Genomic DNA, 19,996 nt, shown 5'->3' with positions numbered 1-19,996 from the left:
ACATTATGTGGCGACGTCCTGTAAAAGAGATAACAGCCGAGTTCATTGCGGAAGAGAAATATCTCGACAGTCTGCAGCGAACAGCGCGGGAAAGCTGCGTGGCTGCTGGCATGTCATCCCGAGATGTCAACGCCGTTTTGTTGGCCACTGAAGAAGGGGCCACCAACATTATCCGGCATGCGTACCTTTATGAGAAGGGGACTATCCGGCTCCGAATTGTAATCTATCGCAAGCTTATTGTCTTATCCCTAATTGATACCGGCAGATCATTTCAGGCTTCCGAAAAAGGTACCATAGATCTGGAGCATCTGGTCGAATCCGGCCGTAAGGGTGGCCTGGGGTTCTATATGATCGGCAAGATTATGGATTCGGTCGAATACATTTCGTCGGCTGGCTACAATGAATTGCGGATGATTAAACGCATTCGTCCCTCATCGGCTGGTAGTGTTCCTCTGTTAAGACGGATGACTGGGTTGCGGGTTAAGTTCTCGGTTTGGACCACTATGATTGTGCTGATTATTCTGGCTGGTTCTGCTATATACGTCGATGATCGAATATCACGTCAAGTTCAATCGCACTTGGACGAAACAGTAGCCTCTCTGGGGAGTACTATTGCAGCGCAGGCCGCAGGTTATACGATAAACCGTCGCTCTGATGCCGAGTTTGATGAGTTAGTTGTGAGTTATGCCAAATCGAATTCTGAGTTCCTCCGACTGGTAGTGATCACCAGTCCGGCAGGTAATATTGTGGCGCATTCCGATGACATCCACAATATTCGCAAGGGATACTCTTTCCCCGACGGTATTGACAAGAACGACCAATCAACTCCACAGCGATTGATTGTTGATGGAGCTGACTTGTTCTATTTGATGGTTCCCATAGTTACTAACACCGGTATGGCAGGTATGGTGCATATCACATACAGTGCCGCCTACATTGAGGGTGAGTTAGCTCAATCGCGGGAGGATGCCGTGTTGCTGACTCTGGTGCTGTTGCTATTTGGCGTTCTTGGAGTCTATCTACTCTCCAGCTATTTTGTAGATCCGATAGTTAAAATCACACAGCGCGTCAGGCGACTTGCCTCCGGTGATCTAACGACGGAATTGCCACTGGAGGGAGCTGAGGAGTTCTTCGAAATATCCAAGGCGTTCAATGTACTGATGACGCGTGTGAGTCAGGATCGTGAGAATATAGTGGCGCGCGAGAAGATGGCCAAGGAAATTGAAGTAGCCTCACACATCCAGAAGACTCTGCTGCCGAACAAACTACCGAATCTGCCGGGGCTGGAACTAAACACATTCTATCGGGCGGCGGAAGTTATCGGAGGAGATCTCTATGATGTCTTTGAGACTGATCCCGGTCGGTACTGTCTTGTAGTTGCCGATGTTTCCGGCAAAGGGGTACCAGCTTCGCTGGTGATGTCGATGCTACGTACGGTCATACAGATCCATGCGGCGCACGAAGCTTCGGCCAAGGTGACGCTTATAAAGGTCAACGATTACCTGCGCCACAACATTCCTCCGGGCATGTTTATTACTGTCATGCTGGCTATGTATGACACCGCTCAGCGAAAGCTCGATTTCGTATCGGCTGGGCATAATCCGATGCTTCTCTATCGACGGTCTTCCAGTACGATTGAGACTTTGAATCCCACCGGAATGCCAGTGGGGATGCCAGTTACGCTTGAGTTCTCATTCGAGGATAGGTTGGAAGAAGTCAGCCTTGAACTTGAGGATGGGGATTTCTTCTTCATGTTTACCGATGGTGTCACCGAGGCATCCAATCGTGATGGGGAGACGTATGGTCTGGATCGCCTCACAAAGCTGTTTGAGGAACAACTAAACGGTGGGGATGCAACGCTTACCACGACCATACTGGGCAAGAGTCTGTTGGATGCTCTGGACGATTTCGCCGGATTCACCAAACCATCCGATGACATAACATTCGTTCTTGCCAGGTCATGCAGTCCTGACGACGGTATGACCGAAACGAAATCTGTAACAGAAGACGAGTAGTTATGTAGGTCACGGTTGCTTGCCAACCTGACGTGCCCTTGTCTGCCCCATTAATCTTGTAGGGCGAAACCCTTCTTAGCGGTTCCGCCATCCTGTTGTAGGTCACAGTTGCCTACCAACCTGACAATAAACGCAATTGTCAGGACCGCAAGGGGTTCTGACCTACAAATGCTATTCCTCTCCGCATATATACGATAACATCTTAACTAGATAATCAAGACTAGGTCTATCGAAAGTATGTTGAGCTATATTCTTAAACTGAAGAATACCATCCTTATCTACTATATAAACAGAGGGAATATTCTGATCCACTTTACTTCCTGACCACTCTGTCCGGAATATTCCTAAAGCCTTGGAATATTCACTGTCCTCGTCGATGAGGATTGGAAATGGTGTTGGCGTCTCTTCTCCTTCGTCCATTGTTAAATCTTCTGGTGCAATTTCTCTGATATGATCGATAAATGCTTTTCCGTCCTCGTCCATTTCTTCATAACCGGGAGGATTCTTCCAATCATTGATTAGTGCTAAAGTCGCTGGGAAAGAATTTAGAAAATCCTGAATCAATTCTTTGCTATATGGAAGTACATATATAATTTCCAGGTTGTAGCGATCACGAATCTTGTTGTTCTTCTCATACTCTACTAGTTGAGCATGTCGATATATGCAATTGGGGCACCACATTCCTTCCATCGCATAGCCCCTGGGGAAAATCAACATTACATTCTTTCCCTTGAATTGGGAAATCTTCACTTCTTCGCCCTGGAAAGAGGGGAGTGCAATATCAGGCATTGGTTTACCAACTGTTACCCAGTTTATTTCATCAGTCTGTGCAAACAAGCAGCTAGTCAGTAAAATAAACGTAATAAACGTTCTTACTGAATGGATAATGAAACTGTGATAATTCAAAACTGTTCTCCTTCAATATTTTCAGGATTTTATAATAATTCAACAGAATCGCATATTATTCCTTTTCTTATTATCCGAGATTTCCAATATAAAGGTTTCAAAAACACGGTTTACCACTTTCAGTTTATGATAATACAACAATCACCCCGAATGGTCAAGAATCTCGTCGTTTCTCTGACTGTTACTCAGGTGTCCTGACTGTCCTCACCTTTTTTGTTGCCTATGGTCTTACCAAACGGTTCATTGAACGCAACAGAAGATCAGAAGTCTTGACACGGAATATAGCATATGAATAACATCTCAATATCGCTTTCCGAAGGTGACCGCCAGGGAGTCTCCGAAGTGCGGGTGGATGGTGTTATTGATACCGCGACAGCTGGTGAATTGGAAGCCGTTATTGATTCGCTTCTGAAGCGCCAACGATATGCGATTCTGATTGATCTGGCTGGCGTAGATTATATCTCTTCTGCCGGATGGGGGATATTTATCTCCCATATCAAGGACATTCGCGACAACGATGGCGATATCAAGCTGGCCAGTATGATTCCGAATGTATACGAGATATATGAACTGCTGGAGTTTGATAAGGTTCTACGGTCCTATACTTCAATAGACGAAGCCCGTGTCGATTTTGGCAACGGCTCCGAAGTGGTTTCATCCAAAAAAAAAAGCGGACGGTTGACAGCGGTTTCGATCAGTGATGATTTGACCTCCAAATCTACTAGCAATCAATTTACAATAAACAATGATCTCGGTGGAATGTTAGGTGGCGGCAATCTTGAAACGGCGATCCTGCGTCTGGTTAAAGACGACCCGTTTGCCACTATAGGGGAGATTGGTCGGGATTTGCGAGGTATGGGCGGGTTCGACCGGGTTGGTTGGTGGGATGTTTTCGGAGTTTTAAGGCGACGAGGTTTGGTCCGCCGACGTTCTCGATTCCGGTTTGCCCGGGGGCGTCGCTGAAGCGTTGTTTCTGGTTGACAGTTGCGTATCCGGGGCTATATTTCTAATAGAGTGTTCACATGGATTACCAAGCAGTTCTTATAGTTGCGCTGGTCATTTTGACCGGAATCCTGTCGCTGATGCTCGTTTCGAGGATTCGAAACGAGAGGCGACAGATGGCTGTGATGAAGGGGATGAATCTGTCCGATTTCTCCCGATTTCTGCTGTCCAATAGTGCTGGCGGAACTATCGGCGAGGTGGCCCGCAAGGTGTCCACTCTACTGGAGGAATCGTGCGGATGTGATCGGGTTCTGTTTTTACGTAAGCGTCGGGGCTGGCTTGAGCTCAACTATCAACATGGCTTAGGACATCCCGACCGGCGAGCGTATAGGGTTGTTGCCGGTACCAAATTGTCCAAAGTGCTGGAAGCTGATTTCTTGCCGCGGCCAATAGCTGCCCTCCAGGGGGTGTTGCCCGACCGGTATTTTCGGACGATCAGCAAGAGCAAAGTTGATCTTTTCTTCCCTGTGTTCTGGCGTGATAATCTGTACGGTGTCTACTTTGTGCGCAGCACCATTCATACCGATTCACGGTCATTTAATGTACTGGTGGCCAGTATGGCGCAGTCGTTGTCGGCTGCGTATCATGTTAAATGGCATGAATCGCGCATCGAACGGATGCAGAAGCGGCTTGACGAAGTAAACCCACCCGATGCCATCTCTGCCGTCAATCCGCCGGTAGCTGCTCCAAGCAGTTTACTTAAACTTGTGCTACATCGCAATGCGGAGACGATAATCCCGAAGCTAATCCACTCAATTCGCGAAGACTTGAATATCAATCGGATTGCTTTTCTATATCGAAGGAATGGTAAGAAAAATTCTCACCCGCTATTGGTCCAGGGAGGTCTTTCTCGGGCCCTTCTGGCTCCCGACCAGGATTGCCTGGATAATCTTCTGAAAGTCGTTGACAAGGCGACGATGCCGGTTGGGCAATTGGCGGACGAACAAACACCGATGGGAGTTTGGGCTTCGTCTTTGCGAGAGGCAGGATTAGAAAGCATAGCTTCATTTTCACTCACTCCGGATTGTCCTGGTGTGCTGGCCTGGAGTGGAGGATCACCACAAGTATCTTTGAAAGACAAACTGCAGGTAGCTCGGACGAGCGCCGCTGATTTAATGGACAATGCCGAATCGTTTGAACGTATTGAGGAAATGTCATACACCGACGGACTGACAGGTCTGGCCAACCAGAGGTATTTCAGGCGTCGTCTGGACGAGGAGATCCAGCGAGCAAAGCGCTATGACCGGAAACTGGCTTTTATAATCTTCGATCTCGATGGTCTGAAGGCCACCAACGATACTTATGGTCATCTGGCTGGAGATGCTGTCCTCAAGCAGATGGGGGGTATCCTCCGGAGATCAATTCGTGCTATTGACATTATCGCACGTTATGGTGGGGATGAGTTTTGTATTATCATGCCCGAAACTGATGCTACAACCTGTCTGAAATTCATGGAGCGGCTAAAGGGTGACGTAGCGGGAACGAGTTTTGTCATCCCTGGTACCGATGAGCGTTTGGGGTGTACAGTTTCGCTGGGCGGAGCGGTCTACCCGGATCACGCCGACGTTCCTAAGCAGCTCATTCACTTTGCCGACATGGCCCTTCTGGAAGCCAAGTCCAGTGGCCGCAATAAGTCTGTTCTTTTCGATGAAGCCGTTTAGAAATTCTGACTAAGTTTGTGGATGATTGAGTTTTAGGCTTTACACGCGCAACACCGAAATCTATATTTGAAGCTAAATAACATAAGTGGTTATGCCGATTATAGGATAAGCCATTTTAGGGACTACACTTACGCTAACAGGGAAGTGTTGCGAAATGAATAAATGTTGTTTGTTGATCGTTGTGAGTTTGGTTGTCATGATGGCAGTCTGCGCTCAGGCCAGTGAATACAAGGTGGGAACGGGGGATATCTTGAGTATCAGTTTCTGGCAGGACCCCGCTCTCAATTCCGATGTACGCGTTAATCAAGATGGGAAGATATCTCTGGACGTGGTGGGCGAAATCGACGCTGCTGGCAGGACTACAGCGCAGCTCGAAGTTGACATTGTTCGCCGAATGTCCAGGTTAAACAAGAATATCTCACAGGCGGTGGTCAGGGTTACGGCATTCAACCACCAATACGTTTTTGTTACGGGGCAGGTGAACGATGGGGGCAAGTGGACGTTTGAAGAAATACCGGACCTCTGGAGTATCATCAATGAAGCTGGTGGAGTGACCGAAATTGGTGACCTCAGTCGCGTAACAATCATCCGAGGTGGAGACAACGCGGGTCAGGTTGAAATCGTGAATGTGAGTGCGGCTATAGCCAACGGTACAATGAACGAATTGCCGAAGATTCGTCGTGAGGATACGATTGAAATCCCACGCATGCCCATCGGGTTTCCGTCGCCTGAACTTGGTACAGCCCGAGAGAAGAAGAACCTCATCTACGTTGTGGGTGCGGTGGGGCTGCCGGGTCCGATTACCTTTGAGGAGAATGTTGATGTGCTTGAGGCTATAGCTCTGGCAGGTGGTCCAACCGCTATGGCTGATCTGCGCAAGACGAAAGTGATAACCAAAGATGGCTACTTCGGTCAGACCATTCAACTTGATCTCGATAAATATACCCGGCTTGGAACACTAACTCGTTACACGATGCAGAAAGAGGATGTGGTGGTGGTCGCGGCTCGTCGTTCCAGCATTTTGAGTATTGCCAACATCACCGGTCTGATCGGTGTTGTGACTTCGACGGTGCTCATTTGGAATCTTTTGGACAGCAACGGAGATAGTACGAGGGAATAGATCCGACTTATGCACACCAAGCGCGAAAAATCTGTCAACGTACGGGATATTATCTCGGTTATAGTCAAGCGCAAATGGCTGGTGATTGTTCCTTTGATCATCGTGACGGCCATAGCGTATGGGGTTACCTATTTCCTGGCTCCCAAGTATCAATCTTCTACTATCATTTGGATTGATCGTCCGCATAATGTTTCTCGAGAGTTAGTCAGTATACTTGGTCGTGAGCGAGCGGGTCGTGAAAGTGGTGAAGAAAGTCGGCGACGACTGCGTGCGCTTCAGATCGAAATAACCTCACAGACTTATCTTCATCAGCTCATTCGTGAACAAGGGATGGATCAGGACCCGGAGATTATTCGTCGGGCCGCTCGTTTGCGAGAGGAAAATCCGTCCTTTTCCTTGGAGCAAATGAAATTCAATCTTCTTGTTGACCAGTTGCGGAAGCAGGTGTCGGTTTCTTTTGCCGGGGCTGACCAGATTCGCCTTACGGCTGTCTGTCCCGATCCTGTGGAAGCGCGCGACATGGTCACCACTTTAGCGGCGATTCTTGAACGGGAGAAAACACGATACGAGATGGAGAGGATTCTCGACAACCAGTCATTCGCTGATCTGCAGTTGGAAAAGACCGAGTTCTACTATCAACAGATGATTGATTCCCTCACTGCTGCCCAGATGCGTATGACTCAATTGCAATTGCCGGAAAACATTTCGTCGGATTCGAATCGTCGCGATGTCCTCTCCGACATTGATAAAGCACAACTGGAGTTAGAGGACTATGAAAGTGACCGGCAGCGGCTGCTAGACGAGTTGCGAGCTCTGGGGTTGGAACAAGTAAGAGTGAAGTACACCGATACGATCGTGGAATTGCGTTCCGAAATCGATGCTCAGGTCATACGTTATGCCAGTCTTATGGAAAAATACGCCTGGAACGAACAGAACGTGATCAATGTCAATATTCGTCTCAATGATAATCTTCGTTTACTTGTGTTTGCTATTGGTGAGGCCGTAGATGCACAATTTGTCTCATATCCTGAAAACCAACGCGAGTTGCTAAGGGAATATTTCATTGTAGAAGAACATCTCGATGTGCTCCGATCACGGAAACGTCAGATGGAACGGTCTGTGGCTCGCGTGGACGCGCGGATAAATCAATTACCGCGTCTTCAGTCCGAAATATCCGAACTCGAACGCAGGGTAGCTGATGCCCGCAAGTATCGAGATGCCTTTCGCTCCGAGGAAGCGACCGTCACGATTTTGTCTGAGCGTGCCAAGGACCGAGTCAAGTACCGGATTATTGAACCAGCCAAGATTCCGTTGACTCATTTCTGGCCTGATCAGAATAAAATTCTGGGGATGGGGCTGATGTTAGGGCTAATGCTGGGTGGTGCTGCGGCGTTTCTGGCAGAGATATTTGATAATTCGTTCAAGAAGATCAGCGACATTGAAGAAATTTTGAATCTCCCAGTGTTGGCTACCGTCCCTCGAATCGACAAACTAAAGAGGATCCGACAGTAAACTATGGAAACCTATCAGCTCAAGAGCAAGCTCGTAGAGAGTGATCGGGAGTTCCTGATCAAGACCCGCAATGACATCAGCGCTGCTGCGATTTCGTCTGAAGTATGGATCAATGGCGTACTGGTCGAGACGGATACACATCCGCAGCTTGAGGATTATGATGCGGATGACGTTGTCTCGCTACTGAAGAGCGTTCACGAAAAGAAGAAGAACGAGATCGAATATCTGATGGAGGCTTTTCGACACGCGCTGGAGGATGGCAGTTCCGACTCACTGACCCAGCTAGGCATCGCCTTTTATTACAAACAGTATTTTCTTGAGGCTCGGGAGTTGTTCCAGAATGCGACTGTCCGGAATGCTCAGAGCCACCTTGCTTTTAATTACCTTGGTTTGACCGAACTGGCCCTTGGTCAACCGGAGGAAGCCGCCAAGATGCTGTACGAAGCGGCAAAGCAACAACCAGGCTTTGCCGATTACCGCAACAACCTTGGTCTTGCTCTCCATGCGCACGGAGCCAGCGATCAGGCAGTAGGTGAATTTGAACAAGCTCTGGGACTAAATTTGTACTACGCCGATGCGTACTTTAATCTCGGTATGGTTCTACTCGCGCAGGCACCACAGCAATCGGACGCTTCTTCGCGCGCAGCGACGGTGAGCAAAGCGATGGAATGTTTCAAGAAAGCTGTACTGATTTACCCGGACTATGATTCTTCCCTGTTCGAGGAAGCAACGAGAGCCATTGCCAACTCAGACTTGGATAAAGCGTTCGAGCTGTTCTCCCGTATCAGACGACAAAAACAGGAAAAACACAGACGAGAATTTGCTGGTTTCCATATGAAGCAAACCCTGGATCCGCAGATGATTTCTGAGGAAAGGCTCCGCGATCAGATTCGATACCTGGAGGGGAAGATCGAGGGTAATCCTATGTACGTGGATCTATATTCCGACCTCTCTCGTTGTTACCTGGAGTACTCCCGTGTGCTTTGGGAAAAGGGTGTGATGAGTTACCGCAAGACAACAGAGCTGAACCCCTCGCTTGGAATAGCAGCTACTTGTTATGAAGAAGCCAAGAAGGAACTGTCTGCGATGAACGCGGCGCTCGACCGCATAGTCAAGAAAGGTTGACTTTGATGGCACGACGGCCGGTTTCAATTCTTGACTTCTACTCTCCTGAGTTACCCGTAGCAACGGAGTTTCGCCGTTTGTTGCAGCGCATCCAGAGTTTTTCAACGGAGTCTGAGAATAAGGCTATAATGATTACTTCCGCCATGCTGGCTGAGGGGAAATCAACTATATGTTCGTTCCTGGCCCTGACCGCAGCCAGACAGAAGGGGCTCAAGACGTTGATTATTGATACCGATCTTCGACGTCCTTCGATCCACAAGTTATTCGGTATGGATCGTGAAAGGGGATTGGCCGAAGTGTTGTCTGGTGACCTTAGCGCAGCTAAGGTGGTAAGACAGACCGATCTGGAGCAATTGCACATCATTAATGCTGGTTTGCGTAGTGAGCGTCCATCGGAGTTGTTCAATGTTGAGGTAATCAGTCGCATCATTGATGACTTAAAGTTCTACTATGATCTGATTTTCGTAGACTGCGCTCCGATTCTGCCCGTATCGGACCCGATGCTCCTGGCTCCGAAGATGGATGCTATATTACTGGTTGTCAAGGCTGGAGCGACGCAAAAAGAAGTTGTGGAGCGAGCTGTGGACATTCTTGGAGCCGATGGCAATCGTATCACAGGGGTCGTACTCAACAACATGAACAACAGTCTGCCTTATTACTACGACTATAAGTACTATGACTACGATAGTCCGGTCGACAGTGCGAAACATCGACGAGGAGATCGACGTAGAAAGAGACAATCGCGATCCCGGAGTTCCAGGCAAACCGCCTCACGGTTGACCTCGAAAAACAACGATACTCCTAAACGTTTTCCCTGATCTTTGAGATGAGCTCGAATGGAGTTCACAAATAACATTCTTACAGTAGACCTTGAAGAGTGGTTCGCCGTAGAAGTTTTATCTAATCGTTATTCGCGCGATAATTGGGGCCAACTGCAGTCAACGGTAGTCAGGAATTCACGTCGACTGTTGGAGCTGTTCCGGTTTCGAGAAGTCACTGCCACCTGGTTTGCACTTGGTTGGGTGGCTGATCGCTATCCTGATTTGCTCCGTGAAATCCAACGAGAAGGACACGAGATTGCCTGCCACAGCTATGCACACGTCCGGGTCAACACCCTGGAACCGGATACGTTTCGCAAGGATACCAAAATGGCGATAGGGGCTATCGTTAGTGCCCTCGGTCGCTCGCCGAGTGGTTATCGGGCACCCAGTTGGTCGGTTGATCCCAGCACGTCTTGGGCGTTTGAAATTCTGGCCGAGTTAGGCTTCGAGTACGATAGCTCCGTTTTTCCTATTAAGCATGACATCTATGGTATCCCTGATGGCCCTCGGCATACGTTCAAGATGAACCTGAAAAGTGGTCGTAGTTTGTACGAAATTCCGGCTTCAACTTACCAGTTGCTGGGACAGAATATCCCTATCGGCGGTGGCGGTTTTCTGCGTCACTCGCCATATTGGTATACACGCTGGATGATCCGACGTCTTAATGCCGACAACCGGCCCGTAATGGTCTACATGCATCCCTGGGAAATCGATCCCGATCCGCCCAGAATTGACGATTTATCAGCTATACAACGCTTCCGTATGTACGGATCAACATCGGTTTTCATTCGCAAACTTGATCGTCTTCTGAGTGATTTCCCGTTTGTCTCGATGGGGGAGTATCTTAAGCGACTGAAGAGACGCCGGATAGGTTTTCATGTCGATTAATATTTGGCCGAGAGATGATGTGATCTCTTACGTATCCGAGTCGGTGACGGTCTTTTGTCAACGTATATACGCTTGTTTTTTCATTTAATCCTTGACTGCCGATGTATAAGAGTAAACTTTAACGGTGGATGAATACCGAAGAGGAGGTGCGAGGTAACATGTTGATATTGAGACGATTGATGATTCTATTGATTGCTCTGGCCGTCTGTGCTCCGAACGCAGATGCACGTAAAAAGAAGCCCAAGTCGGGCAAGATTGAAGACTCTGTTTACACCGATGCGAAATATGGTTTTCAAATAACCCTGCCGAAGGCCTGGACTTCGCGGTTGCGTAAGCTGGATGATCCTTATCGTCTGGTCCTTATACAGAAAAACTATCAAATTCCGTCGGAGTATGTTGATGCGCCTGACTATACCTTGGTGCCTCGCCTGACTGTGTATGTCGCTGAGACCCACGTTACCCCCTTCGAATTTCTTGATTCGCTTTTGAGCGATACATACTCTTCGAAGGTGAAGAAAGACATTTTCAAAGAGTTTGAGATTCTCAACAACCAGTCCATCGGTGACGGGGAGCGCGAGGATGTTGTCACGCGTAAACGAAAGTCACTTCGGGTGGGTGAGAACAAGGGAGTGCTCTGGCAAGGCAAGGCAAAGTACATCAAGATGGTAACCCAATCGGCTTCCACCGGAAGTGGCAAGCGTGTCTACGGCGCCCATCAGGGCGGAGTGGTGATTTTGCCTGTCGGGAAAGAGCATCTGGTGTTGTTTCATGTGATCTGTGAGGGTCAGTCTTTCCCATTGGTCTGGGCGGAAGTTAAGGCTGTGATCGACTCGTATAAACTGGTGGAATAGATTACACGGAACGGATCCTGACATTCGGGGAGTAGCCTTTGGAGTTGACTGATTGAGACTCTTCCGGTATCATTAGTTGTTATAGAAGAAACAGGCAACCTGTTGGGAGGTTCGCATGTGGGCCTTGCGGGCGATTTTCGTGACAATCATTGTTTTGGCCATTGTCACGTTCGCCATCTACAATGTACAGTTGGACCAGCGAGTCGATATTAATCTCGTCTGGAAGACATTTTCTGAAGTGGCTGTGATCGAAGTTGTTTTCTGGTCATTTGCCTGCGGTGTAGTGTTGTCGTTGCTGGTCTTCATCTCGGCCTATATCAGGATGGCAGTTACTCAGCGCGGTTGCAGAAGACAGATTCGGGCGCTTGAGACCGAGGTTACGGTGCTGCGTAATAGACCGATTGAGGAGTCCGCCGAGATGCTATTGCAGGATCAATCTTCGCCGCGAAAGTCGAACACTCTCCGGAAGGATCGGTAGCGGGCATGGTTGAATACGGTGTTGTATTTTTCGTTCTGTTGGGCACCTCGCTGGCCTTCTACCTGGTATACAAACGCTTCCTGAGTAAGCCGACCAAATCGGTTTCTGTGCTTTATGTCGAAGCGCTCAAGGATCTTCTCAATGATGAACAGGTTCAGGCTTTCACCAAGCTGCGACAGGTTGTGGCCGAGGAAACATCCAATATTGATGCTTATCTGCGACTGGGTCAGATTCTTCGCGAGAATGGTAAACCAGATCGAGCACTGCAAGTACACAAGGACCTGACCCTGCGAACGCACCTGCCTTCCGACGACAAGAAAGCGATTTTACGGCAACTGGCGGAAGACTACTTTGCATTGCGGGATCTTGATACGGCTGAGGCAGCGCTCAAAGAACTGCTCGCTCTGGCGCCCGATGATCGCTGGGTACATGAGGAACTATTGAAAATCCAGGAAGCGGCAAATAAGTGGGACGAGGCGTATGATACCGCAGCTGCTCTGCTCAAGATTGAGGGGGAGAAGAGCCGGAAAAGGCTGGCGGTGTACAAATATCGAATGGGCTATGACCTCTATCAGAAACTCGAACACCATAAGGCGCGGATTCTGTTTAAGGAAGCTATCGGGCTGGATCCGACCTATGTACAGGCATTCCTGGCGGTCGGGGATTCCTACCGCGACGAGGAGCGTTTTGAAGATGCGGTGAATTTCTGGAAAAAGCTCATTGGTGTGGTCCCTGATCAGGGTCACAAAGTGATTGAACGGCTGAAGAAAACCTTGTTCGATCTTGGGCGCTACGGTGAGTTGTCCGATGTGTGTGACAGTATTCTCAGTCATGATCCCCGAAATCTTGAGGCTCGCTTGACGCTGGCTGAGTTCTCCGAGAAGAAGGGAGATGTGGATACTGCTCGCAGCATGCTGGAACAGATTGTTGAGGACCACCCGGGCCATTTGAAATCGGTTGTCGAGCTTATCCGTGTTTACCTCGGTCGCAATGATAACCGTCGATTGGATGAGTTATTCCGGACGATTGCCCGGCGCGGAGAAGATACGGTTATTCCAGATAGTGGAGAAGCTGCTTCTTCAGCTTCAATTCGACAACCTGCAGAACAATAGCAACTACTGAAAAGACCATGACTATTCGTCTGTTACTTGCGGCTGTCAGTCTGCTGATCGGTTGTGCGACAGCGGCTGCCGATGATACCTATTCGTTGATCAAAAAGGGACGGCTCAAGGAGGCTAACGAAGCTTTATCGGCCATCTCAACTGCGACTCTGCGTGACGGCAACACGCTTTTTTTTCAATCCCTACTGGAGACAGATGCCGCGAAGTCGGCCGATCTGATGGAGGCTGCTTTGAAATCGGCGGTCGATGCCAGGTATTGGGAAGAGATACATTACAGGCTGGCCCAGTACTATCTGGTCGCAGGCAATAACAAGAGACTGGAGCGATTGATTGTCGAATACTCATCTTCGTGGGAAACCGGTCGCTTCGGAGAGCGGATGGATCGTTACTCTGTGTATGTGGATCAAGATCAAGGTCATCTTGAGTCGGCTTTGCGACAGGTGGACCGATACTTGCTACGCTACACTAAACGCGATCTGCAGCAGTGGGGAAAGATTGACAAGGCGCGAGTTATGTCGGCCTTCGGCAAACGTATCGGGGCTGACAAGTTGTTGCGTGGATTATCTCGACTGCGTTCTGGTCCCGGCGTTTCTCAAGCCCTCTATCAGCTGACTATAAACGCTATCAATCAGAGGCGGATTGATGACGCCGTATTCACATACAATCTGCTTCGAGAAGCGTATCCTTCGGCGGTTGGGTTGGATGCTCTGGTGGACGGTCTGGCCAAGCTATCATCGGGGGAGGAGCGCAACCGGGAAGCGGACCGACTCACCGGTACGTTTTATTCGGTTAAGGTTGGTGTTTTTTCTGAGCGTTCCAATGCCACGAAACAGGCCAATCTCTTCAAGCAGTATGATCAGAAAGTGGAGATCAAATCCATGACGATCTCCGACGTGAAGTACCGCGTCGTTTATGTTGGCCGGTTCTCCGGTTACGATGAGGCCGCAGCATTCAAGAAGAGGTTGGAAGCAACCCATCACGAGGTTTTTCAGGTCGTCGCTCGATGACTGGTTCTGCCGGCAAAGACTCCCGGATAACGCCGCTGATGAGGCAGTTCCATGATATCAAAGCTCAGCATCCCGACAAGATACTATTTTTTCGCATGGGTGACTTCTATGAGATGTTTGGTGACGATGCGGTGAGGGCAGCACCGATCCTCGGCATAACTCTCACCTCTCGTGCCCACGGAGCACAGGAACGTATCCCTCTGGCCGGAGTACCCCACCACAGTGCGGACAAGTATCTTGCTCGATTGGTGTCAGCCGGGGAGAAGGTCGTGATCGTTGAGCAAACCGAGGATCCCAAGACTGCCAAAGGACTGGTCAAGCGCGGGATTGTCGAGATTCTCACTCCCGGTACGGCTGCTATTGATACTGGCGAAAGCGATCAGCAGTCGGTATGGTTGGTGGCGTTATATGAACGTTTGAAACCTAAGACGCTGGGGCTGGCGGCGCTTGATTTATCCACTGGTTCCTTCATTGTCGATGAGGGTTCGTCCGATGAAATGCTCGAGCGGCTCAAGGTTTTGGGTCCCAAAGAAATTCTGTATCCGTCATCTTGTTCGGACAACCCGGACCTCGTAACTCGCCTGGGCTTGACCAATGGTGAAACACAATTAACCGGCTTCGAAGATTGGAATTTCGATTATCGCACAGCCAAGCGGGAACTCAACGATCAATTCGGCACGAGTACGCTGGATGGATTCGGAGTGGGCGACAGCCATGCCGCTATCACCGCCGCCGGAGCTGTGCTGCGGTATCTCAAGGAAAACCATCTTGAGAATCTGCGCCATATCAACCGGCTGACAAGGTTTGATCAGGATGAGTACATGGCTCTCGACTACGGCACGGTGCGCAATCTGGAGTTGGTGGCCAACATTGCTCTCAACACCGAACAGCATACATTGTTCTCGGCTGTCAATCGTTGCCAAACTGGGGCGGGGGGGCGTCGTCTCCGCAATGCGTTGCTGAGACCATTTCGCAGCAGAGCTAGAATTGAACGCCGACTTTCAGGTGTTGCCGAACTAGTAAGAAACAGAGAACTGGCATATGCCATCCGACAGCAAACAACGGGTTCGCCCGACCTGGAAAAACTCGCCGGACGGCTTGGAATCGGCAAATTGAACCCGCGCCAGGCGTTGGGGATCAGGGACGGCCTCTCCGTATGTAGACAACTCAGGCAGATACTGGCAGAGGCCAATGGTCCTCACTTATCCGGTATCGGTGGCAGTTTGCCTGACTGCGATGATATTATCGCCAGAGTCAGCGAGGCACTGACTGACGAGCCGCCTTTGGTAACCACCAAAGGGGACATAATCCAACGTGGATTCTCAACTGAACTGGATAAACTAAACGACTCTATCCGTGATGCCCGCCAGTATATCGCTTCGTTGGCCAAAACCGAGCGCGAGCGAACGGGAATCAACACGCTCAAAGTCGGTTTCAATAAGGTGTTTGGGTACTATATCGAAGTCACGAAGATCAATAGTGACGGTGTGCCGGAAGACTATATCCGCAAACAGACGCTTGTGAATGCCGAGCGCTATATCACCCCGGAACTCAAGGAAAAGGAAGCGCTTATCCTGACCGCCGAGGAGAAGATATTCAAGCTTGAGGAAGAGCTGTATTGTCAATTGGTCGAATCTCTGGCGGTTCGTATCGCCGACATTATTGCCAGTGGTGATTTGGTGGCCGAAATCGATCTGGTCTCTGGTCTGGCGGAAGTGGCAGTGGAGAATCACTATTGCCGCCCAGAGATTTTCGAGGATTCGCGGTTGGATATCGAAGAGGGTCGTCATGCGGTTATCGAAACAGTGCTTCCGACCGGATCATTTGTAGCCAACGATATTACCCTTTCGTCAGAGAAGGATCGCATTCAGATACTGACCGGTCCCAATATGTCGGGCAAATCAACCTATCTGCGTCAGACAGGACTTATTGTCATTCTGGCCCAAATTGGTTCTTTCGTACCTGCTGCACGGGCTGAGATCGGATTGGCCGATCGCGTGTTTACCAGGGTGGGTGCGGTGGACAATCTCGCTCGGGGGCAATCGACGTTTTTGGTGGAGATGGTAGAAACGGCGAATATCTTACATAATGCTACTGACCGTTCGGTCGTTCTGCTCGATGAAGTTGGACGGGGAACATCAACTTTCGACGGCCTGTCAGTAGCGTGGGCGGTAGTGGAGTACATCAACGAACACTCCAAATCACGCACAGTGTTCGCCACGCACTATCATGAATTGACCGGCATGGCGGAGATTTATCCGCAGATCGTCAATTTCCAGGTAGCCGTTAAGAAATGGGAAGACCGGGTTGTGTTCCTGCACAAAATCGTTCCCGGTGGTTGCGATGACTCGTATGGTATTGAAGTTGCCAAGTTGGCCGGACTGCCGCGCCAGCCGATTGTCAGAGCGCGTCAAATCCTGCGGTTGCTTGAATCTGGCAAGTTCACTCGCTCCGAACTCGGTCAGGGCATTTACAAGGAAAAGGTGCAGCCATCGTTGTTCGAGCCACAGCCGTCGAAAACTGAAGAGAAAATAAGAACTGCAGATATTGACCATATGACACCGGTCGAGGCGTTTGATTTTCTACGCCAGCTTCGTGAGGACATGGAGTGAAGCTTCCACAAGATAACAATCGACACAAGGCATGGATAAGGCCACTGCCCGATCGGGTAGTCAACAAAATCGCGGCTGGAGAAGTCGTCGAGAGACCCGCCGCTGTGTTGAAGGAACTGGTAGAGAACGCTATCGACGCCGGTTCGGATCGAATCGACATTCTCGTCGAAGGTGCAGGAATAAAGCTCATCCGGATCGTTGACAATGGTTGCGGGATTGCCGAGGAGCAGATTGAGATTGCCTTCTCGCGCCATGCGACTTCCAAGATAGCTGTTTTTAACGATCTCAATAATCTTGATACTTATGGCTTTCGCGGTGAGGCTCTGCCTTCGATTGCGTCAGTGTCGCGGATGCGGATGGTGTCCCGACCGCATGATGCCGCTTCAGGTGTGGAGATTATTTTTGAGGGAGGGGTGTTGCAGTCGGTGCAGCCGATCCCGGCTGCTCCGGGCACAACGGTTGAGGTCGAGAATCTGTTTTTCAACACTCCCGCCCGGCGCAAGTTTCTCAAATCCGAAGCTACTGAAGCGCGATATCTCTCCCGGGCGGCCACCGCCCTGGCCATCGGACGGGCGGACATTGGGTTTTCATATTCCAGCAATGGCCGTAAGCTCTTTGCAGTACCGCCCAAGCAATCGCTCGTCGAGCGCGTTACGGATGTGCTGGGTAAGAAACGAGATTTCGTCCCTGTCGAGGGAAAGGATGAGTCTGCATCTGTTCTGGGGTGTGTTGGTTTACCCGACGCGGCGCAGCATAATCGCAATGGCCAGTTTATCTTTGTCAATGGCCGGTATGTTCAATCACCGACACTGTCCCATGCGTTTGTTGCGGGTTACGGGGAATTGCTGTCAAAAGGATTGTTCCCGGTTGGGGCGCTGTTGATTACTGTCGACCCGACCGAAGTTGATGTCAATGTCCACCCTGGAAAAACCGAGGTGCGTCTGGCGCACGAGAGAGAAATACATCATATTGTTCGCCTGCTCGTGGCCGAGGGTTTGCGCCGGGATGGAATTATTCCGGCTTTCAGTCAATCGCAGCCGCGACCCTCACCGAGGGCTGTTCGCAATGGTGGAACGACCACTGCATCGGACTCAAACCAGGCTGTGATTCCGGGTGTGTATGAGTGCCAACCAGTTGATCCCGGTACACTTTCTGAGTTGTATCGTCCGCTTGAGGCCGCATCGAATTCGTCAGATGATTCCCCGATGGGAAGCCCCCCGATGGGAAGCCCCCCGATGGGGGTCAATCGCGAGACGGGCGAGGTGTTTGAGAAGGCTGAGCCTCAGGCAGGCACTTCTCAGGATAAGAGAATCGAGAATCCACCTATTGGACCGCAATCGTCTTTCCGTTATGTGGGACGGTTTGCTGACCTGTATCTGTTGATCCAGACCGGTGACGACCTCTTTATTGTTGATCAGCACACCGCCCACGAGCGCGTGCTCTATGAAGAGATGCTTGAGAAAATTGAGAAGCGTGCGGTCGATGGGCAGAACCTCTTATTCCCGGTTCAGGTTGATTTGACCGCCGAACAACTGGCCGTGTTTGAAGAATCCCAGGAAATGCTCGACCGGTCGGGTTTTGTGGTCTCACCGTTCGGAGGGAGAATGGTGAACATTGAGGCCGTGCCGACAGTGCTGTCGTCTAAGTCTCCTGAGAAGGTACTGCTGGCGATTATTGATGACCTGGCTTCGCTCCGCAAAGCAGGACAGGATCTGTTGAAGGCGATGGCACAATCTATTGCCTGTCGGTCGGCAGTGATGTCGGGTGATCGACTCAATGACAAAGAGGCCGAGCATTTGCTGAGGGCTCTGATGCAATGCCGGGAGCCATACTCCTGCCCGCACGGACGGCCCACGCTGGTGAGGATAAGCAAGGAAGATATCAATCGGCAGTTCGGTCGTGGGTAATCTTCCGCCGATACCGATTATCTGCGGTCCCACCGCTTCCGGCAAAACCGGCGTAGCCGTGACGTTGGCTGGTACGTTGCCAATCGAAGTCGTCTCGGCCGATTCACGCCAGATTATCAAGCATCTTGATATTGGTACTGCCAAACCTACTCCCGAAGAATGCAAGGCCGTAGAAATTCACTTGGTCGATATCGTTGATCCCGGAGAGCGATATTCTGCCTATCGTTTCATTGATGACGCCAACAGATCTATTGGCGCAATTCTCAGCCGTGGGAATATTCCGGTTGTTGTTGGAGGAACCGGTCTTTACTTGAGAGCTTTATCCGAAGGTGTGGTAGAAATTGAGGGCGATAACCTGTCAATTCGCAAACGTCTTGAACAGGAGATTGATCGAATCGGAGCGCAGGCCATGTATGAGCGATTGGAACAGATCGACCCGCTTGAAGCAGCCCGGTTGCATCCTAACAACAAAGTGCGTGTGATCCGTGCCCTTGAGATTTTCGAACGAACAGGCAAAACACGTTCTGAGTTGGCTGTCACCGGTGCATACCACAAGAGCGACTACAAGTTTCAACACTATTGCCTGGCACCGCTACGAGAGAAGCTGTACGAACGCATCAATGGGCGTGTAGATGAGATGATGGCCGAAGGTTGGCTGGATGAGTTGACTTCGCTTATAGACAATGGTCGGGGAGAGGCAATCAGGAAGTCGAACGTCATTGGCTACCGTGAACTGCTTGATCACATCTACGGCAAGTATTCACTTGAAGAAGCAATTGCGTTAATCAAACAAAACACACGCCGCTACGCCAAGCGCCAAATGACCTGGTTCCGTCATCAGGGAGAGTGTGAGTTTTTCGAGAGCAGGGACAAACTCGTGAAGATTCTGGTGGAAGTTCTTTCGTTGTTCCCAAGAACCATGCTCTGATCTGCGTTGACAAAGAAGACATTCAGTCATATATTGCCTCTG

General features: G+C 50.0%; 16 protein-coding genes. 15 read left to right on the top strand and 1 reads right to left on the bottom strand.

Annotated elements, in window-relative coordinates; genetic code table 11:
* Positions 1–5 precede the first annotated feature (5 nt).
* On the top strand, positions 6–2,015 hold the full coding sequence (locus KOO62_01890; GenBank protein MBU8932735.1) for a SpoIIE family protein phosphatase: 2,010 nt from the start codon (positions 6–8) through the stop codon (positions 2,013–2,015).
* A gap of 171 nt (positions 2,016–2,186) precedes the next feature.
* Here the strand turns inward: KOO62_01890 and KOO62_01885 are convergent, their stop codons facing one another.
* Positions 2,187–2,804 carry a peroxiredoxin family protein gene (locus KOO62_01885; protein ID MBU8932734.1) on the bottom strand — a complete coding sequence of 206 codons (618 nt, stop codon included), beginning with the start codon at positions 2,802–2,804 and terminating at the stop codon, positions 2,187–2,189.
* Between the two features lie 405 nt (positions 2,805–3,209).
* Between KOO62_01885 and KOO62_01880 the strand changes: the two genes are divergently transcribed.
* The 14 genes from KOO62_01880 (at position 3,210) to miaA (ending at position 19,954) form a co-directional block, all read left to right on the top strand.
* Positions 3,210–3,884, top strand: coding sequence for an STAS domain-containing protein (locus KOO62_01880; GenBank protein ID MBU8932733.1), 675 nt, complete (start codon positions 3,210–3,212; stop codon positions 3,882–3,884).
* A 59-nt stretch (positions 3,885–3,943) separates the two neighbouring features.
* Positions 3,944–5,584 (top strand): GGDEF domain-containing protein, encoded by a 1,641-nt coding sequence (locus tag KOO62_01875; GenBank protein MBU8932732.1) that lies wholly within the window; start codon positions 3,944–3,946, stop codon positions 5,582–5,584.
* A gap of 154 nt (positions 5,585–5,738) precedes the next feature.
* Positions 5,739–6,704, top strand: coding sequence for a polysaccharide export protein (locus KOO62_01870; protein MBU8932731.1), 966 nt, complete (start codon positions 5,739–5,741; stop codon positions 6,702–6,704).
* A 9-nt stretch (positions 6,705–6,713) separates the two neighbouring features.
* Positions 6,714–8,216 (top strand): hypothetical protein, encoded by a 1,503-nt coding sequence (locus KOO62_01865; GenBank protein ID MBU8932730.1) that lies wholly within the window; start codon positions 6,714–6,716, stop codon positions 8,214–8,216.
* Between the two features lie 3 nt (positions 8,217–8,219).
* Positions 8,220–9,341, top strand: a complete 1,122-nt coding sequence (locus KOO62_01860; GenBank protein ID MBU8932729.1) for a hypothetical protein — start codon at positions 8,220–8,222, stop codon at positions 9,339–9,341.
* Positions 9,342–9,346: 5 nt separating this feature from the next.
* Entirely contained in the window at positions 9,347–10,159 is an 813-nt protein-coding gene (locus KOO62_01855) for a CpsD/CapB family tyrosine-protein kinase (protein ID MBU8932728.1), read from the top strand.
* A gap of 18 nt (positions 10,160–10,177) precedes the next feature.
* Positions 10,178–11,050 carry a DUF3473 domain-containing protein gene (locus KOO62_01850; protein MBU8932727.1) on the top strand — a complete coding sequence of 291 codons (873 nt, stop codon included), beginning with the start codon at positions 10,178–10,180 and terminating at the stop codon, positions 11,048–11,050.
* 128 nt (positions 11,051–11,178) lie between these two features.
* The gene (locus KOO62_01845; protein ID MBU8932726.1) at positions 11,179–11,901 is read left to right on the top strand and encodes a hypothetical protein; all 723 of its coding nucleotides are present in this window, start codon (positions 11,179–11,181) and stop codon (positions 11,899–11,901) included.
* Between the two features lie 115 nt (positions 11,902–12,016).
* Positions 12,017–12,379 carry a LapA family protein gene (locus tag KOO62_01840; protein MBU8932725.1) on the top strand — a complete coding sequence of 121 codons (363 nt, stop codon included), beginning with the start codon at positions 12,017–12,019 and terminating at the stop codon, positions 12,377–12,379.
* 5 nt (positions 12,380–12,384) lie between these two features.
* On the top strand, positions 12,385–13,491 hold the full coding sequence (locus tag KOO62_01835; protein MBU8932724.1) for a tetratricopeptide repeat protein: 1,107 nt from the start codon (positions 12,385–12,387) through the stop codon (positions 13,489–13,491).
* A gap of 17 nt (positions 13,492–13,508) precedes the next feature.
* Positions 13,509–14,507, top strand: coding sequence for an SPOR domain-containing protein (locus tag KOO62_01830; protein ID MBU8932723.1), 999 nt, complete (start codon positions 13,509–13,511; stop codon positions 14,505–14,507).
* Entirely contained in the window at positions 14,504–17,119 is a 2,616-nt protein-coding gene (mutS, locus tag KOO62_01825; GenBank protein MBU8932722.1) for a DNA mismatch repair protein MutS, read from the top strand. Before KOO62_01830 ends, mutS begins: the two co-directional genes overlap by 4 nt.
* On the top strand, positions 17,116–19,026 hold the full coding sequence (mutL, locus tag KOO62_01820; protein MBU8932721.1) for a DNA mismatch repair endonuclease MutL: 1,911 nt from the start codon (positions 17,116–17,118) through the stop codon (positions 19,024–19,026). The genes mutS and mutL overlap by 4 nt, the downstream gene beginning before the upstream one ends.
* Positions 19,019–19,954, top strand: a complete 936-nt coding sequence (gene miaA, locus KOO62_01815) for a tRNA (adenosine(37)-N6)-dimethylallyltransferase MiaA (GenBank protein MBU8932720.1) — start codon at positions 19,019–19,021, stop codon at positions 19,952–19,954. Before mutL ends, miaA begins: the two co-directional genes overlap by 8 nt.
* The last annotated feature ends 42 nt before the right edge of the window (positions 19,955–19,996 follow it).

Source organism: Candidatus Zixiibacteriota bacterium (assembly GCA_019038695.1).
GTDB lineage: Bacteria > Zixibacteria > MSB-5A5 > GN15 > FEB-12 > B120-G9.
Note: the sequence above shows the minus strand (reverse complement) of the source record. Positions and strands in the feature narration are given on the sequence as shown.

Excerpts from the sequence above, each read along its gene's own strand:
- KOO62_01890 (MBU8932735.1), top strand. The coding sequence starts at position 6 with ATGTGGCGACGTCCTGTAAAAGAGATAACAGCCGAGTTCATTGCGGAA.
- KOO62_01885 (MBU8932734.1), bottom strand. The coding sequence starts at position 2,804 with ATGCCTGATATTGCACTCCCCTCTTTCCAGGGCGAAGAAGTGAAGATT.
- KOO62_01880 (MBU8932733.1), top strand. The coding sequence starts at position 3,210 with ATGAATAACATCTCAATATCGCTTTCCGAAGGTGACCGCCAGGGAGTC.
- KOO62_01875 (MBU8932732.1), top strand. The coding sequence starts at position 3,944 with ATGGATTACCAAGCAGTTCTTATAGTTGCGCTGGTCATTTTGACCGGA.
- KOO62_01870 (MBU8932731.1), top strand. The coding sequence starts at position 5,739 with ATGAATAAATGTTGTTTGTTGATCGTTGTGAGTTTGGTTGTCATGATG.
- KOO62_01865 (MBU8932730.1), top strand. The coding sequence starts at position 6,714 with ATGCACACCAAGCGCGAAAAATCTGTCAACGTACGGGATATTATCTCG.
- KOO62_01860 (MBU8932729.1), top strand. The coding sequence starts at position 8,220 with ATGGAAACCTATCAGCTCAAGAGCAAGCTCGTAGAGAGTGATCGGGAG.
- KOO62_01855 (MBU8932728.1), top strand. The coding sequence starts at position 9,347 with ATGGCACGACGGCCGGTTTCAATTCTTGACTTCTACTCTCCTGAGTTA.
- KOO62_01850 (MBU8932727.1), top strand. The coding sequence starts at position 10,178 with ATGGAGTTCACAAATAACATTCTTACAGTAGACCTTGAAGAGTGGTTC.
- KOO62_01845 (MBU8932726.1), top strand. The coding sequence starts at position 11,179 with ATGAATACCGAAGAGGAGGTGCGAGGTAACATGTTGATATTGAGACGA.
- KOO62_01840 (MBU8932725.1), top strand. The coding sequence starts at position 12,017 with ATGTGGGCCTTGCGGGCGATTTTCGTGACAATCATTGTTTTGGCCATT.
- KOO62_01835 (MBU8932724.1), top strand. The coding sequence starts at position 12,385 with ATGGTTGAATACGGTGTTGTATTTTTCGTTCTGTTGGGCACCTCGCTG.
- KOO62_01830 (MBU8932723.1), top strand. The coding sequence starts at position 13,509 with ATGACTATTCGTCTGTTACTTGCGGCTGTCAGTCTGCTGATCGGTTGT.
- mutS (MBU8932722.1), top strand. The coding sequence starts at position 14,504 with ATGACTGGTTCTGCCGGCAAAGACTCCCGGATAACGCCGCTGATGAGG.